This is a genomic window from Mesorhizobium sp. M0317 (assembly GCF_040321555.1).
Lineage (GTDB): Bacteria > Pseudomonadota > Alphaproteobacteria > Rhizobiales > Rhizobiaceae > Mesorhizobium.
Genome location: NZ_JAMYRV010000022.1, coordinates 84,035 through 98,816 on the forward strand (window position 1 = coordinate 84,035; position 14,782 = coordinate 98,816).

The window sequence follows — 14,782 nt, forward strand, 5'->3', positions numbered from 1 at the left end:
TGTCAATCCGCGCATCCCCAGGAACAGACCCAGGAAACTGCCCGTGAACGCCTCGAACAGCATTCTTCTGTCCCCCGCCGACAATGTCGCGGTCGCCAATGGCCGCATCGAGATCGGCACCCCTCTGCCCGGCGGCGCCGTCGCCACGGCCTTGATCGAGCCCGGCCACAAGGTGGCGATCAAGCCTATCGCCGCCGGCGAGGCGGTGGTCAAGTATGCCCAGGCCATCGGCCGCGCCACCCAGGACATCGCGCCCGGCGACCACGTCCATTCGCACAATCTGGTCTTCGAGTCCGGCCGTCTGCCGGTGGTGCCGCCGAGCGAAGCGGAGCATGCCACCGAAGCTGACCGCGCCCGGACATTCATGGGCTATCGTCGCGCCGATGGCCGTGCCGGCACGCGCAACTTCATCGGCATCATCGCCAGCGTCAATTGCTCGGCCACCGTCTGCCACGCCATTGCCGACGAGGCCAACCGCGTGCTGTTGCCGAAATATCCGGGGATCGACGGCTTCGTCCCGATCGTCCATGGCCAGGGCTGCGGCATGAGCGGCACCGGCGACGGCATGATGGTGCTGCACCGCACGCTCGCCGGCTACACCCGCCACCCGAATTTCGGTGGCGCGCTGATGGTCGGCCTCGGCTGCGAGGTCAACCAGCTCACCCTTTACGGCCAGAAGGGTGCGGCGGCGGGAAAACGCCATTTCAACATCCAGGACGCCGGCGGTTCGCGCAAATCGGTCGAAAAGGCGATGGGCGTGCTCGCCGAAATCGCCGAGGAAGTCGGCCAGTATCAGCGCGAGCCGATCCCCGTCTCGGAGATCGTCGTTGGCCTGCAATGCGGCGGTTCCGACGGCATGTCGGGCATCACCGCCAATCCCGCGCTGGGAGCAGCGGTCGACATCCTGGCCGGCGTCGGCGGCATCGGCATCCTGTCGGAGACGACGGAGATCTATGGCGCCGAACATCTGCTCGCCTATCGCGCGGCAACGCCGGAGATCGCCAAGAAGCTCGACGGTTTCGTCAAATGGTGGGAAGACCACGTCGCCAAGCACGGCGCCTCGATCGACAACAACCCCTCGCCCGGCAACAAGCGCGGCGGCCTGACCACCATCCTGGAAAAGTCGCTGGGCGCCGTGGCCAAAGGCGGCCAGACTCCGCTCAACGGCGTCTTCGGTTATGCCGAAAAGGTCACCGGCAGTGGCCTGGTGTTCATGGACACGCCCGGTTACGACCCGGTCTCGGCGACCGGTCAGGTGGCGGGCGGCGCCAACATCATCGTCTTCACCACCGGCCGCGGCTCCTGCTTCGGCTGCCGGCCGACGCCGTCGATCAAGGTCGCCACCAACTCGACCATGTACCACCAGATGGAAGAGGACATGGACGTCAATTGCGGCGTCATTGCTTCGGGTGAAAAGACCATCGCCGGCATGGGCCGGGAACTCTTTGAGCTCATCGTCGAGACGGCATCGGGCCGCAAGACCAAGAGCGAGGCGTTCGGCTACGGCGACAACGAGTTCGTGCCGTGGCACCTCGGCGCGACGCTCTAACCACCGACGAAAAAAGCGGGCTGCAACGACGGCTCACAAGGGGAGGCTTTGGATGGACAAACGCCGCATCGGCACGACTGCGCTCGAGGTCACTGAGATAAGCTTCGGCGGGGCGGCGATCGGCGGGCTCTACCGGGCCTGTCCGCGCGAAGCGGCGATGGAGACGCTGCAGACAGCCTGGGATGCCGGCCTGCGCTATTTCGACACCGCGCCCTTCTATGGCTTCGGCCTGTCGGAACGGCGGACCGGCGATTTCCTGCGCTACAAGCCGCGGGATTCCTATGTGCTGTCGACCAAGGTCGGACGGCTGTTCCGCCCGGTGCCGGAAGACCAGGTTCCCGATCATTCCTATGTCGACCCCCTGCCCTTCGCGCTCGACTACGACTACTCCTATGATGGCATCATGCGCTCGGTCGAGTTCTCCTATGCGCGGCTCGGGCTGAACCGGATAGACATCCTGTTTGTGCACGACATCGGCACCTACACACATGGCGTCGAGAAGACGAAGCTGCACTTTCGCCAGCTGGTGGACAGCGGGTTGAAGGCGCTGGAAGAGCTTAAAACGTCCGGCGTGATTTCCGCCTATGGGCTCGGCGTCAACGAGGTGCAGATCTGCCTCGACGTATTGCGCGAAGCACCGCTCGACTGCATCCTGCTGGCCAGCCGCTATTCGCTGCTCGACCGCTCGGCTGAAGCCGAGTTGCTGCCGCTGTGTCGTGAGCGACAGACTTCGCTCATCATCGGCGGCGTCTTCAACTCCGGCATCCTGGCGACCGGGCCGGTGCACGGTGCGCATTTCGACTATCTGCCGGCGACGCAGGACATACTCGAGCGTGTCGGCGCGATGGAGAAAATCGCTGATGAGGGCGGATATCCGCTGGCGGCGGCTGCATTGCAGTTTCCGCTGCAGGAGCCTGTCGTGGCCAGCGTGCTGACCGGAACGGCCAAGCCTGCCAACCTGACGCGCAACCTCGACCTGTTCGACGTCCAGGTGCCGCAAGCGGAATTCGCCCGCTACGCTCCCTACACCATCGTGCAGGAGCTCGGCTGACGAAACGCCACGATCACGGTTCTCAAGAAGGAATGAATATTCCATATTGACTCGACGGTGGAATTAATATTCCATGATGATCAAGGAGGATCGGGAGCGTCTGGACGTGGCACTGAGGATCGGCAGGGAGGTTTCCCCGCCAAGCCATGCGCAGGCCGATATGAAACACCGCTTGCGTCGGCCGGACCGATGCACTATCAAAAAGCGGCAACTGTTTTTTATTGATAAAGTTCTGTTTGGGCCGCGCCTATCCAAATGGGGCTTCCGTAACCTTCACCGGGCGATCTAGGGAGGATTCCTAATGAAATTCGTGACCAGCATTCTCAACCGCCGCTCACTGATGGCACTAGCTGCCGCCTCGATGCTTGCCGGCACGCTGCACACGGCGCCGGTTTCGGCGGCGGACGTGACCATTCCGATCATCGTCAAGGACACCACGTCCTTCTACTGGCAGATCGTCCTGGCCGGCGCCCGTAAGGCCGGCAAGGATCTCGGCGTCAACGTACCCGAACTCGGCGCCCAGGCTGAAACCGACGTCAACGGCCAGGTCTCGATCCTCGAGAATGCCGTCGCCGGCAACCCGGCCGCGATCGTCATCGCGCCGACCGAATTCAAGGCGCTCGGCAAGCCGATCGATGAAGCGGCCAGCAAGGTCAAGGTCATCGGCATCGACTCCGGCGCCGACTCCAAGGCGTTCACCTCGTTCCTGACCACCGACAATGTGCAGGGCGGACGCGTCGCCGCTGACGGTCTTGCAGCAGCCATCGGCGAAGCCAACGGCGGCAAGATCGAGGGCGACGTCGCCCTGATCACCAACGCGCCGGGCGCCGGTTCGCTGGAGCAGCGCAAGCAGGGCTTCACCGAGCAGCTGGCCGCGAAATATCCGGGGCTCAAGCTCGTCGCGGACAAATATGCCGACGGGCAGGCAACGACCGGTCTCAACATCGCCACCGACCTGATCACCGCCAACCCGAACCTCAAGGGAATCTTCGCGTCCAACCTGATCATGGCGCAGGGCGTCGGTCAGGCAGTCGCCGAGAACAACCTTGGCGGCAAGCTGGCGCTGGTCGGCTTCGACAGCGACGAGAAGCTGATCAAGTTCCTCAATGACGGCGTCATTTCCGCGCTCGTCGTCCAGGATCCGTACCGGATGGGCTATGACGGCATCAAGACCGCGCTCGCCGCCTCGAAGGGCGAGAAGGTCGAGGCCAATGTCGACACCGGCGCCAACCTGGTGACCAAGGCAAACATGAAAGACCCCAAGATCGACGCCCTGCTCAACCCGAAGCTCTGAGCCCGTCAGGCAAAAATCGTTTCCGGGGCCTCGCGCCCCGGAAACACCGGATACCAGCTTGAATATCCACCGGCTTGAATCACCTCGACGATGTGGCTGACTGCATCGCGACGTGCCAATCGTAAGGCCAATCTGGGAGGATTGTCATGACGCCCACGGCGCAGGAACTGCACCCGGCCCCAACGCTAGCGCCCGGCAGGACGATCCTCGAACTGCACGGGCTGGAAAAACGCTATCCCGGCACGCATGCGCTGAAGCCCGTTCACCTTGCCTTCAAGGCAGGTGAGATCCACGCCATCGTCGGCGAGAACGGCGCCGGCAAATCCACCCTGATCAAGCTTCTGACCGGCGTCATGCCGCGCACCTCCGGCGATGTCATCTGGGAGGGCAAACCGGCAGCGCTGGCAACCCCGCACGAGGCGATGGCGCTGGGCATCAACGCCGTGCATCAGGAGGTCGTGCTCTGTCGCCATCTCACCGTCGCCGCCAACATGTTCCTCGGCGAGGAGAACTCGCGCTTCGGCATCCTGCAGCAGCGCGCCATGGTCAAGGAAGCGCAGAAGATCATCGACGGTCTCGGCTTCGACCTGCCGGCGCATGTCATGCTGGGTGACCTCACCATCGGCCAGCAGCAGCTGATCGCCGCCGCCCGCGCCACCGTGCGCGGCACCAAATTCCTCATCTTCGACGAGCCGACCGCCTATCTCACCCGCAAGGAAGCCGACCAGCTGTTCACGCTGATCCGCAGGCTCAAGGGCGAAGGCGTCACCATCATCTACATCAGCCATCGCATGGAAGAGGTGTTCGAACTCGCCGATCGCGTCTCGGTGCTGCGCGACGGCACGCTGGTCGGCACCCGCAACATTGCCGAGACCAATGACGCCGAGCTGGTCAAGATGATGATCAACCGCTCGATCGAGCAAGTCTACCACAAGGAGCATTTCACCCCCGGTGCCGTGATCGTTGAAGCGAAAAACCTGTCGGGCAAGGGTTTCGAAGACGTCTCGATGACGGTGCGCGCCGGCGAGATCGTCGGGCTCTATGGCCTGATCGGCGCCGGGCGGAGCGAGTTCGTCACCACGCTCTATGGCCGCCACAAGAAGTCGGCCGGACAGGTCCTTTGGCAAGGCAAGCCGGTCCACATCAATTCCGAGCACGACGCGATCAAGCTCGGCATGGCGCTGGCGCCGGAAAGCCGCCGCGACCAGGGCCTGTGCCTGAACCTGCCGGTCGGCTTCAACCTCAACCTGCCGATCTACAAGCGCATCTCCAACAACCTGCTGATTTCGAACACGAAGGAAAAGGCTGAAGCCGATCGCCAGATCGCCGGCCTCCGCATCAAGACGCCGACACGCGGCGCACTGGCCTCCAGCCTGTCCGGCGGCAACCAGCAGAAGATCGTCATCGGCAAATGGCTGGCGCACGGCGCCAAGCTGTTCATCTTCGATGAGCCGACCGTCGGCGTCGATGTCGGCACCAAGGCCGAGATTTACCGCCTGTTCGGGGAACTGTTGTCCAAGGGCGCCGGCATCATCCTGATCTCGTCCTATCTGCCCGAGGTTTACGAGCTCGCCGATACGCTGCACGTGTTCCGGCGCGGCAAACTGGTGGCGAGCCACGGTTTTCGCGCGGCTAGCCACGAAGACGTGCTGACGCAGGCGATCGGCTGACAAAACAAGAAACGGGAGGAACCATGAGCATCGAAACCGTCGCGATCCAAAAACCGAAACGGAACTACAACGTCCTGTTCGGGCTGACGCTTCTGGCGTTGCTGGTTCTGCTCTGGATCGTGCTGTCGGTGGCGACGCCGAGCTTCGCCTCCTCCAACAACATCGCCAATCTTTTGCGGCAGGGCTCGATGATCGCCATCATGGCGGTCGGCCAGACCTTCGTCATCATCACCGGCGGCATCGACCTCTCGGTCGGCGCCGTGGTCGGCTTCGCCACCGTCATTGTCGCCATGATGATCAATGCCGGCTTCCCGATCTGGGTCGCCATTCTGGTGACGCTGCTGGTCGGCGTTGCCATCGGCCTGTTCCACGGCTTCGGCATCGTCAAGATGGGCCTGCCGCCATTCATAATCACGCTGGCGACGCTGACCTCGTTGCGCGGCATCGGCCTGTTGATGACCAACGGCAATTCGATCAACATCAACAGCGACAGCTTCACCGCGTTCTCGCGCAGTTCCTTTGTCGGCATCCCCAATCTGTTCTGGATGGTGATCCTGGTCGGTATCCCGGCCTACATCTTCCTGCACCACAGCCGCTGGGGCCGCTATCTCTTCTCTGTGGGATCCAATGCCGAGGCCTCGCGCCTCTCGGGCGTCAATGTCCAGCGCACCATCTATATGGCCTACACGCTGTCGGGCCTGTGCGCGGCCTTCGTCGGCGTGCTGCTGGCGGCGCGCATCGGCATCGGCAACCCGACCCAGGCGGAAGGTTGGGAGTTGCAGGCGATCGCCTCATCGGTGATCGGCGGCACTTCGCTGTTCGGCGCCGTCGGCTCGGTGCATGGCCCGCTGCTCGGCGCCTTCATCCTGGCCACCATCAACAACGGCGCCAATCTGCTCAACGTCAACTCGTTCTGGCAGCGCATCATCACCGGCGCGCTGATCATAATCATCGTCTATTTCGACGGGCTGCGCCGTCGCGGCAAGTAATTCTCCCTGACCTTCTGCGCCGGCCTGCTTAACAGCGGACCGGCGCCTTTTTTGAGAAACACTGGAATTGCCGAATGAAAGCTGTTGTCTGCCGCTCGCCCGGCGAGCTTGTCCTGGAAGACCGGCCGGCGCCAGGAGCGCCGCCTGCCGGCTGGGCGCTGGTCGCCGTCAGCCATGTCGGCATCTGCGGCACCGACTACCACATCTTCGAAGGCAAGCACCCGTTCCTTGCCTATCCCCGCATCATGGGCCATGAAGTGTCGGGCACCGTCGTCGAGACCGGCGAAGATGTCGACCTTGCCGTGGGCGAGCCCGTCATCATCAATCCCTATCTCGCTTGCGGAAAATGCATCGCCTGCCGGCACGGCAAGCCGAATTGCTGCGTCAGGATCGAAGTGCTTGGCGTGCATCGCGACGGCGCCATGGCCGAGCAGATCCTGGTGCCGGCACGGAATCTTTATCCGGCAAACGGCTTGTCGCTGGCCGATGCGGCGGCGGTGGAATTCCTCGCCATCGGCGCGCATGCCGTGCGGCGCGCTCGCGCCGAACCAGGCGCCCGCACGCTGGTCATCGGCGCCGGGCCGATCGGCCTTGGCGCAGCGCTGTTTGCGCGCATCGCCGGGCTCGATGTCAGCCTGCTCGACATGAGCACGGAGCGGCTGGATTTTGCAAAAGGCGAACTCGGCTTCGCCACGCTCGACGGCTCACAAAAAGCGGCAGCCGAACTGGTGCGCGAGGCAACCGGCGGCGAAGGGTTCGACATCGTCTTCGACGCCACCGGCAACACCGCCTCGGTGCAGTCGGCCTTCGCCCATGTCGCGCATGGTGGCACGCTCGTGCTGGTCAGTGTCGTCAAGGACGACATCGTCTTTTCCGACCCGGAATTCCACAAGCGGGAAATGACATTGATCGGCAGCCGCAACGCGCTGAAAGTCGATTTCGACCACGTCGCCGCCTCGATCAGCAACGGCGCGGTGCCGCTGGCAAAACTCGTCACCCACCGCACCACGCTAACCGGCACACCGCGTGATCTCGCGCGCTGGGCGCATGAGAAATCGGGGCTGATCAAGGCTGTGATCGAGGTTGGGGTAAGACATCCGAAAAAATCTGGTGGAGCGAAAGTGCCGAGTTAAGGCAGATCGCATACCGCGGCGATTTGCGAAAAGGCCCGTCGCTTCCTCATCCATGGGCGGAGCAAGGAGCGAAGCGACGCGGCGCAGACCCGAGGATTCATTCGGTGACGTCTGCGCTAGAATCCAGCGGTGCAAAAAGAGGCGTCCATTCGCATCTCCTACCTGCGCCGCTGCGGCGCGCGACAGTCGCGGCATGGGTCCTCGGGTCTCCGCGTGCGCTGCGTTCCGCTCCGCCCGTGGATGAGGAAGTGAGCGGCTAAGCCGCCCGCTTCCACCCATCCCTGATATGCCTGTATCCCTCGCGATAAACTGCCTCCGGCGTCTCGGAAAAATCCCGCCACACCTTGGTCGCCGCCGCCAGATCCTTCAGCGACCTGCCAAACGCCTCGATCGTCAGCCAGTCGTCATAGCCGCTCTTGCGGATGGCCGCGAAAGTCTCTTTCCACGGAATGTTCCCGCGCCCCGGCACGCCGCGATCGTTCTCCGAAATGTGGATGTGCACGACATTCCGCCGGTGCTTCATGTAGGCGCCGACCGGGTCGGCTTCCTCGATATTGGCGTGGAAGGTGTCGTACATCGCCTTGATGTGCGGCCGGTCGATGGCATCGACGTGCTCGGACAGATCGGCCATCGTGTTCAGCAGATAGCACTCGAAACGGTTGAGCGCCTCCAACCCGATGGTAACGTTCCGCTTGCCGGCATGATCGCCAATGGCGCGCTGCGAGGCGATCGAGCGCTTCTTCTCGGCAGCGGTCGGCCCGCTGCCGGAGAAGGCGCCGAGCGTCGAATGCAGCGGCCCGCTCAGCGTACTCGCGCCGAGCGCCTGGGCGCAATCGATCGCCCATTTCATGTAGCCGATGCCGGCCTTGCGGGTCGCGGCATCCGGCGAAATCAGATTCATCGCCGGGTCGCCCATCGCCGTAACAGCCGTGCGCTCCAACCCGATGCGGTCGAGCAGATCGCCAAGCTTCTTGTAGTCCTCTGGCGTGCCTGAGAAGATCGGTATCTCGACGCCGTCGAAGCCGGTCGCCTTGATGTCGCGCAGCAACGGCTCGTGTTTCTTAGACACGGAAGTCGTCCACAAAAACATGCACATGCCGATTTTCATCGACAGCCCCTCCCCGTTTGACGGCGCGCGCTGGTTTCTTTCGCACCTCGCACCATGCGCCCTCATTCGGCCGCTTCGCGGCCACCTTCTCCCCGAAGGGAGAAGAGACTTGGCGCCGGCGCTCCCTAAAGTTTCGTCCACGCCCCGTTCTTCTTCGATGACTTAACGCAGGCCTCGATGAACGCCATACCTTCGACGCCGTCCTGGATGGTCGGGAACACCACGTCCTTGCCCGGCTTGCCGCCCTTCTTGCGTGCCGCGCGGATCGCCCGCGCCGCCTCCTGGTAGATGTTGGCGAAGCCTTCGAGATAGCCTTCCGGATGGCCAGACGGAACGCGGCTGACGCGTCCCGCAACTGGCAGCGCGCCGGCGCCGTTGCGGGTGAGCAGCTGCTTGGGCTGGCCGAACGGCGTGTACCAGAGATAGTTCGGATCGGCCTGCACCCATTCCAGGCCGCCCTTCGAGCCGTAGATGCGCAGCTTCAGCCCGTTCTCGTGGCCGGGCGCGACCTGGCTCGCCCAGATCATGCCCTTGGCCGGATGCACCTTGCCGACCGGCTTGAAGCGCAGCATGACATTGACATTGTCGTCGAGCAGCCGCCCCGGCACGAAAGCGTCGAGATCGGCCGACAGGGAATCGAGCTCCAGACCCGAGACGAAGCGCGCCAGATTGTAGGCATGCGTGCCGATGTCGCCGAGCGCGCCGCCGGCGCCCGCCTGCTTGGGGTCGGAGCGCCACGCCGCCTGCTTCTGGCCGGTGGCGGCAAGATCCTCGGTCAGCCAGTCCTGCGGGTACTCGGACTGAACGATGCGGATGTCGCCAAGCTGCCCCTTGGCCACCATCTCGCGCGCCTGCCGGATCATCGGATAGGCAGTGTAATTGTGCGTCAGCACGAACACCTTGCCGGTCTTTTCAACCACGGCCGCGAGCTTCTTGGCCTCGGCCAAAGTCGTCGCCAGCGGCTTGTCGCAGATGACGTGGATGCCGGCCTCGAGAAACGCTTTGGCCGCCGGCACGTGCACATTGTTGGGGGTGACGATCGCCACCGCTTCGATGCCGTCCGGGCGCGTGGCCTCGGCCTTGGCCATCTCGGCATAGGAGGCGTAGCTGCGCGCCGGGTCGAGACCGAGTTCGGCGGCGGAAGCCTTGGCGCGCTCGGGATTGGCCGACAGGGCGCCGGCCACCAGCACGAAGTCATTGTCCATGCGCGCCGCGATCCGGTGCACCGCGCCGATGAAGGCGCCTTGGCCGCCGCCAACCATGCCATAGCGGATCGGGCCGCCTCCCGCTTCCGACTTCGATGCGCCGACCATGTCTTTCTCCTGCTTGTCTCAAATACCCATCATGGCGCGCAGCGTCTTCTTGTCGGTGGTGCCGCCGGCGAAATCATCAAAGGCCTTTTCCGTCACCCGGATAATGTGGTGCTGGATGAAGGGCGCGCCTTCGGCCGCGCCGTCCTCCGGATGCTTGAGGCAACACTCCCACTCCAGCACCGCCCAGGAATCGTAGCCATACTGGGTAAGCTTGGAGAAGATGCCGCCGAAATCGACCTGTCCGTCGCCAAGCGAGCGGAATCGCCCCGCGCGATTGGTCCAGCTCTGATAGCCGGAATAGACGCCTTGCCGCCCCGTCGGATTGAACTCGGCATCCTTGGCATGGAAGGCCTTGATCCGCTCGTGATAGATGTCGATGAATTCGAGATAGTCGAGCTGCTGCAAAAGGAAATGCGATGGGTCGTAGTTGATGTTGCAGCGCTTGTGGCCGCCAACCGCATCGAGGAACATTTCGAAGGTGGCGCCGTCGAAGATGTCCTCGCCGGGGTGGATCTCATAGCCGACGTCGACGCCGTTCTCGTCATAGACGTCGAGGATCGGCTTCCAGCGCTTGCCGAGTTCGGCAAAGGCCTCCTCGATCAGCCCGGCCGGCCGCTGTGGCCAGGGATAGAGATACGGGAAGGCCAGAGCGCCGGAAAACGTCACCGAGGTTTTCAGGCCAAGATTCTTCGAGGCCTTGGCGCCGAACTCCATCTGTTCGACCGCCCATTTCTGCCTGGCCTTGGGGTTGTTGTGCACCGCAGGCGGTGCAAAGCCGTCGAACTGGGCATCATAGGCCGGGTGCACCGCCACCAGCTGCCCTTGAAGATGCGTCGACAGTTCGGTGATCTCGACGCCGGCATCCGCGCAGATGCCTTTCACCTCGTCGCAATAGGTCTTGGAAGATGCCGCCTTCTTGAGGTCGAACAGGCGTGCATCCCAGGTCGGGATCTGCACGCCCTTGTAACCGAGACCGGCCGCCCATTTGGTGATCGAGGCCAGCGAATTGAACGGCGCGGTATCCCCCGCGAACTGCGCCAGAAACAGCCCCGGACCCTTCATTGTCGACGGCATCGGCATCCTCCCAATTCATTTTTCCAAGGACCAAGCATAGCGCCTGATGAAAGCAGGGCCAGCCTCTTTGGTCTCTTGCGATGTGCATTCTCGTATCGGCATTCTGGTATTACCAAATACCGAAAATGGGTCAAGCCATTTGACTCACGCGCAAAGCTGCCAGGGCATTCCATTTTTGGCGATATATACCAGCATAATCAATACGGTACACAGATGCCGATATCGCATGGCGGCGGTTCTTGCCGCGCGACAAAAATTGCTGTAGACCTCCATTAGGGCCCAATTGGTCGAACCAGTTGCGCAAAAACGCTGGAGCGCCTTGGGGAGGAAACACGCGACGCGCCTTGTGGGGCGCATCGCAGGCGAACTGGCACAGACGAATTCTGGGAAGGATAGACCATGCATCTTTCGACGCACAACTGGATGCGCGCGGAACCGTTGGAGGTGACGCTGAAGCGCATCAAGAAATTCGGCTACGAGTCGATCGAGATTTCCGGCGAGCCCGAGCAATACAAGACCAAGGAGACCCGCGCGCTGCTGAAAGAATACGGCATCCGCTGCTGGGGGTCGGTGACGCTGATGCTGGGCGAACGCAACCTTGCCGCCAGGGACCAGGGCCAGCGCGAACGCTCGGTGCAGTACGTCAAGGACGTGCTGACCATGGTCAGCGAACTTGATGGCGAGATCATAACGCTGGTGCCCGCGACCGTCGGCAAAGTGGTACCGGACGGCACCGAGGAAGAGGAATGGAAGTGGGTGGTCGACGCCACCCGCGAATGCTTCACCCATGCCAAGAAGGTCGGCGTCAAGATCGCGGTCGAGCCGCTCAACCGCTTCGAGACCTATCTGTTCAACCGCGGCGCGCAGGCGTTGGCCCTGGCCGATGCGGTCAGCCCCGAATGCGGCGTCTGCCTCGACGCCTATCACATCCATATGGAAGAATTTAACGTCCATGACGCGATCCGTCAGGTCGGCAAACGGCTGTTCGACTTCCACGTCGCCGACAACAACCGCTTTGCCGCCGGCCTTGGCCAGATTGATTGGCCACGAATCGTGCAGACGCTGAAGGAAGTCGGCTATGACGGCGCGCTGACGAACGAATTTGTCGCGCCAGTCGACCGCACACCCGCCGCGCCCTATCCCGACATGGTCGACCGGAATCCGGTCGACATTTCTCCCGAACAGCTGAAGTTCATCCAGGATCACGGCTCCAGCGTGCTGACGGAGAAATTCTACACCGACCAGATGCGCATCACGGCCGAAACGCTGCTGCCGCTGATCAAGTAGCCGATCGGGATGCGCATCACAACGGTCCAGGCGTGGTGGGTCCGCGTGCCGATTGAGGCCGCGAAGCAGCACCGCAGCGACTTTGGCCAGGTGACGACGTTCGACGCCGCCATCCTGCGCATTGAGACTGACGACGGGCTGATCGGCTGGGGCGAGGGCAAGAACGCCGCCGGCAGCGCCGGCAGCTATGGTGCGCTGGTCTACATGCTGAATCAGGAGGTCGGGCCGCAGCTGATCGGCCGCGACCCCGCCGACATCGGCATGATCTGGGAGATGCTCTACAACGGCGTGCGCCATGACAGTGCCGCGCGCGCCGGCCATGCCATGCCGCAGCTGGCGCGGCGCGGCATGAGCATAGCGGCAATCAGCGCCGTCGATATCGCGCTCTGGGATATTCTGGGCAAGTCGTTGGGACAGCCGGTGTGGCGGCTCATCGGCGGCCGCAAGCTCGACCGCATGCCGGCCTACGCCTCCGGCGGCTGGGCTGCCGCCGACGCTATCGGCGAGCAGCTTAAATCCTACATCGCCAAAGGCGGCTTCAAGGCGCTGAAGATGCGCGTCGGCGCCATGGACGGCGCCCCGCACATCTCCGCCGCCCGCGTCCGCGCCGCACGGCAGGCGCTCGGTCCTCACGTCGAGTTGATGGTCGACGCGCATGGCACCTATACGGTGGCCGAGGCCAAGCGCTTCATCAGCTTGGCCAGCGATCTCGACCTCGCCTGGTTCGAGGAGCCTGTTATCGCCGACGACAAGGCTGGTATGGCCGAGGTGCGCGCCTCGGGCTCGATCCCGATCGCCACCGGCGAAAGCGAAGCGACGCGCTACGCCTTCCGCGATCTCGCGGTGCTGAAATCCGCCGACATCTTCCAGCCGGATCCGGCCTTTTGCGGCGGTATCAGCGAGGCGATGAAGATCGGCACCATCGCCAGTGCCTTCAATCTGCGCTTTGCCCCGCATCTGTGGGCCGGCGCGCCATGCTTCTTCGCCGGCCTGCATGTTTGTGCGGCCTCGCCTGCCAGTTTTACCGTTGAATATTCGCTCGGCGCCAACCCGATGATCCACGATCTTATCGAAGAGACTGTCGAAGCAAGGGACGGTATGATAGCGATCCCTGAAAAGCCGGGTCTGGGATTCACCATTTCGGAGCGGTTCCTGGAGGCGCACGCGCAACGCGGTTGACGATGAAAGAAAAGAACCTTCTCGCCGAGCTCGCCGCCTATCTCTTTGCCCATTCGGACAAGGAGACCGGCCGCACGCCTTCGGAGCGCGAACTGGCGGAGCATTTCGTCGTCAGCCGCGGCCAGATCCGCGAGGCGCTGGCCATCCTCGAGGCCATGCGCATCGTCGAGCGCCGCGCCAAATCCGGCATCTATGTCGACACCAGGCAGGCCAGTGTAGAAGCCTTGGCTCTTTTCGCCCGCGCGGGCCTGCCGCTCGATCCGGTGCAGATCTACGAGACCGTCGAACTGCGCAAGATCCACGAGATCAAGGCCGCCGAACTTGCCTGTTCGCGTGCCACCGAAGAGAATTTCGAACGCCTGCGGGAGATCCTGAAAGCCTCGGAGGAGTGCATCGCCGCCGGCGAAGGCCTCGCCAAGGAAGACCGCGAATTCCACCTCGAAATCGTGCGGGCGACCAAGAACGGCGTCTTCCACAATATCTGCAGTGTCTATTACCTGATGGGCGAGCAGCGGCTGCCGATCTACTTCAACGATCCCGAGCGCTCAGTGCGCTCGCATGCCGAGCATATCCAGATCTACGAGGCGCTGCTACGTCGCGACGGCAATCTCGCTCAGGCGCTGATGAGCGCCCACCTGCAAGGCGCGGAAAGCTACTGGAAGGGGATCATCGAGGGCCGGGAGGCGCAAGCGCAAAGCCTGGCACTTGAGAAAGTCTAGTGCAATTCCAGGAAAGGTGTGAAACAGTTTTTCTGGGAAAAGCGCGCGGCGCTTTCCTTTGAGAATCGCGACTAGCGAGAGCCCCATGCCCAGAATCCTGTCGACGCACACGCTGCACCCGCGTGCCTCCGCCATGCTGGCGGGCGCCGGTGAACTCGTCGTCGCCTCAGCGCTCGATGCGGCAACGCTGACCGCCGAGGCGAAGCATGCCGACGTCATCATCGTTCGCGCACCGCTGCCGCCGTCGCTGTTCGAAAACGCCACGAAACTCAGAGCCGCGGTCCGCCACGGCGCCGGGCTCGACATGGTGCCGATGGCGGCCGCGGCCGCGGCCCGCGGGGGGGGCGCCCACGTGGCGGGGGGCCATGCGCGTTCGGGGGGGGGATATGTGGTGGTGGCGGCCCGTGGCCGGCGTG

Annotated in this window: 13 protein-coding genes and 1 pseudogene; 11 read left to right on the top strand and 3 right to left on the bottom strand. The window is 63.3% G+C overall.

Annotation, left to right across the window (positions count from 1 at the left end):
- Positions 1–43 precede the first annotated feature (43 nt).
- The 7 genes from NKI88_RS17015 to NKI88_RS17045 all read left to right on the top strand — a co-directional run bounded on the left by NKI88_RS17015 (position 44) and on the right by NKI88_RS17045 (position 7,686).
- The gene (locus NKI88_RS17015; protein ID WP_023683018.1) at positions 44–1,549 is read left to right on the top strand and encodes a UxaA family hydrolase; all 1,506 of its coding nucleotides are present in this window, start codon (positions 44–46) and stop codon (positions 1,547–1,549) included.
- A gap of 52 nt (positions 1,550–1,601) precedes the next feature.
- Positions 1,602–2,600 (top strand): aldo/keto reductase, encoded by a 999-nt coding sequence (locus NKI88_RS17020; protein ID WP_352656250.1) that lies wholly within the window; start codon positions 1,602–1,604, stop codon positions 2,598–2,600.
- Positions 2,601–2,673: 73 nt separating this feature from the next.
- On the top strand, positions 2,674–2,889 hold the full coding sequence (locus NKI88_RS17025) for a hypothetical protein (protein WP_352656252.1): 216 nt from the start codon (positions 2,674–2,676) through the stop codon (positions 2,887–2,889).
- Positions 2,890–2,901: 12 nt separating this feature from the next.
- Entirely contained in the window at positions 2,902–3,894 is a 993-nt protein-coding gene (locus NKI88_RS17030; protein WP_023744071.1) for an ABC transporter substrate-binding protein, read from the top strand.
- A 146-nt stretch (positions 3,895–4,040) separates the two neighbouring features.
- On the top strand, positions 4,041–5,564 hold the full coding sequence (locus tag NKI88_RS17035) for a sugar ABC transporter ATP-binding protein (RefSeq protein ID WP_352656254.1): 1,524 nt from the start codon (positions 4,041–4,043) through the stop codon (positions 5,562–5,564).
- A 23-nt stretch (positions 5,565–5,587) separates the two neighbouring features.
- Positions 5,588–6,553, top strand: a complete 966-nt coding sequence (locus NKI88_RS17040; protein ID WP_352656256.1) for an ABC transporter permease — start codon at positions 5,588–5,590, stop codon at positions 6,551–6,553.
- A 74-nt stretch (positions 6,554–6,627) separates the two neighbouring features.
- Complete coding sequence (locus tag NKI88_RS17045) at positions 6,628–7,686, top strand: zinc-binding alcohol dehydrogenase family protein (protein ID WP_352656258.1); 1,059 nt, start codon at positions 6,628–6,630, stop codon at positions 7,684–7,686.
- 256 nt (positions 7,687–7,942) lie between these two features.
- On the opposite strand, the gene NKI88_RS17050 is transcribed toward NKI88_RS17045, so the two are convergent.
- The 3 genes from NKI88_RS17050 to NKI88_RS17060 all read right to left on the bottom strand — a co-directional run bounded on the left by NKI88_RS17050 (position 7,943) and on the right by NKI88_RS17060 (position 11,181).
- Positions 7,943–8,794 carry a sugar phosphate isomerase/epimerase family protein gene (locus tag NKI88_RS17050; RefSeq protein ID WP_352656260.1) on the bottom strand — a complete coding sequence of 284 codons (852 nt, stop codon included), beginning with the start codon at positions 8,792–8,794 and terminating at the stop codon, positions 7,943–7,945.
- A 125-nt stretch (positions 8,795–8,919) separates the two neighbouring features.
- Complete coding sequence (locus NKI88_RS17055) at positions 8,920–10,107, bottom strand: Gfo/Idh/MocA family protein (protein WP_023740804.1); 1,188 nt, start codon at positions 10,105–10,107, stop codon at positions 8,920–8,922.
- 18 nt (positions 10,108–10,125) lie between these two features.
- Complete coding sequence (locus tag NKI88_RS17060) at positions 10,126–11,181, bottom strand: sugar phosphate isomerase/epimerase family protein (RefSeq protein WP_352656262.1); 1,056 nt, start codon at positions 11,179–11,181, stop codon at positions 10,126–10,128.
- A 399-nt stretch (positions 11,182–11,580) separates the two neighbouring features.
- Here NKI88_RS17060 and NKI88_RS17065 point away from each other — a divergent pair, with 399 nt between their 5' ends.
- The 4 genes and pseudogenes from NKI88_RS17065 to NKI88_RS17080 form a co-directional block, all read left to right on the top strand.
- Entirely contained in the window at positions 11,581–12,468 is an 888-nt protein-coding gene (locus NKI88_RS17065; protein WP_023669836.1) for a sugar phosphate isomerase/epimerase family protein, read from the top strand.
- Between the two features lie 9 nt (positions 12,469–12,477).
- On the top strand, positions 12,478–13,647 hold the full coding sequence (locus NKI88_RS17070) for a mandelate racemase/muconate lactonizing enzyme family protein (protein WP_352656264.1): 1,170 nt from the start codon (positions 12,478–12,480) through the stop codon (positions 13,645–13,647).
- 2 nt (positions 13,648–13,649) lie between these two features.
- Complete coding sequence (locus NKI88_RS17075) at positions 13,650–14,366, top strand: FadR/GntR family transcriptional regulator (RefSeq protein ID WP_023686625.1); 717 nt, start codon at positions 13,650–13,652, stop codon at positions 14,364–14,366.
- Positions 14,367–14,451: 85 nt separating this feature from the next.
- Positions 14,452–14,782: pseudogene (locus NKI88_RS17080) on the top strand (dehydrogenase); the annotation flags it as partial.

Excerpts from the sequence above, each read along its gene's own strand:
- NKI88_RS17020 (WP_352656250.1), top strand. The coding sequence starts at position 1,602 with ATGGACAAACGCCGCATCGGCACGACTGCGCTCGAGGTCACTGAGATA.
- NKI88_RS17025 (WP_352656252.1), top strand. The coding sequence starts at position 2,674 with ATGATGATCAAGGAGGATCGGGAGCGTCTGGACGTGGCACTGAGGATC.
- NKI88_RS17030 (WP_023744071.1), top strand. The coding sequence starts at position 2,902 with ATGAAATTCGTGACCAGCATTCTCAACCGCCGCTCACTGATGGCACTA.
- NKI88_RS17035 (WP_352656254.1), top strand. The coding sequence starts at position 4,041 with ATGACGCCCACGGCGCAGGAACTGCACCCGGCCCCAACGCTAGCGCCC.
- NKI88_RS17040 (WP_352656256.1), top strand. The coding sequence starts at position 5,588 with ATGAGCATCGAAACCGTCGCGATCCAAAAACCGAAACGGAACTACAAC.
- NKI88_RS17045 (WP_352656258.1), top strand. The coding sequence starts at position 6,628 with ATGAAAGCTGTTGTCTGCCGCTCGCCCGGCGAGCTTGTCCTGGAAGAC.
- NKI88_RS17050 (WP_352656260.1), bottom strand. The coding sequence starts at position 8,794 with ATGAAAATCGGCATGTGCATGTTTTTGTGGACGACTTCCGTGTCTAAG.
- NKI88_RS17055 (WP_023740804.1), bottom strand. The coding sequence starts at position 10,107 with ATGGTCGGCGCATCGAAGTCGGAAGCGGGAGGCGGCCCGATCCGCTAT.
- NKI88_RS17060 (WP_352656262.1), bottom strand. The coding sequence starts at position 11,181 with ATGCCGTCGACAATGAAGGGTCCGGGGCTGTTTCTGGCGCAGTTCGCG.
- NKI88_RS17065 (WP_023669836.1), top strand. The coding sequence starts at position 11,581 with ATGCATCTTTCGACGCACAACTGGATGCGCGCGGAACCGTTGGAGGTG.
- NKI88_RS17070 (WP_352656264.1), top strand. The coding sequence starts at position 12,478 with ATGCGCATCACAACGGTCCAGGCGTGGTGGGTCCGCGTGCCGATTGAG.
- NKI88_RS17075 (WP_023686625.1), top strand. The coding sequence starts at position 13,650 with ATGAAAGAAAAGAACCTTCTCGCCGAGCTCGCCGCCTATCTCTTTGCC.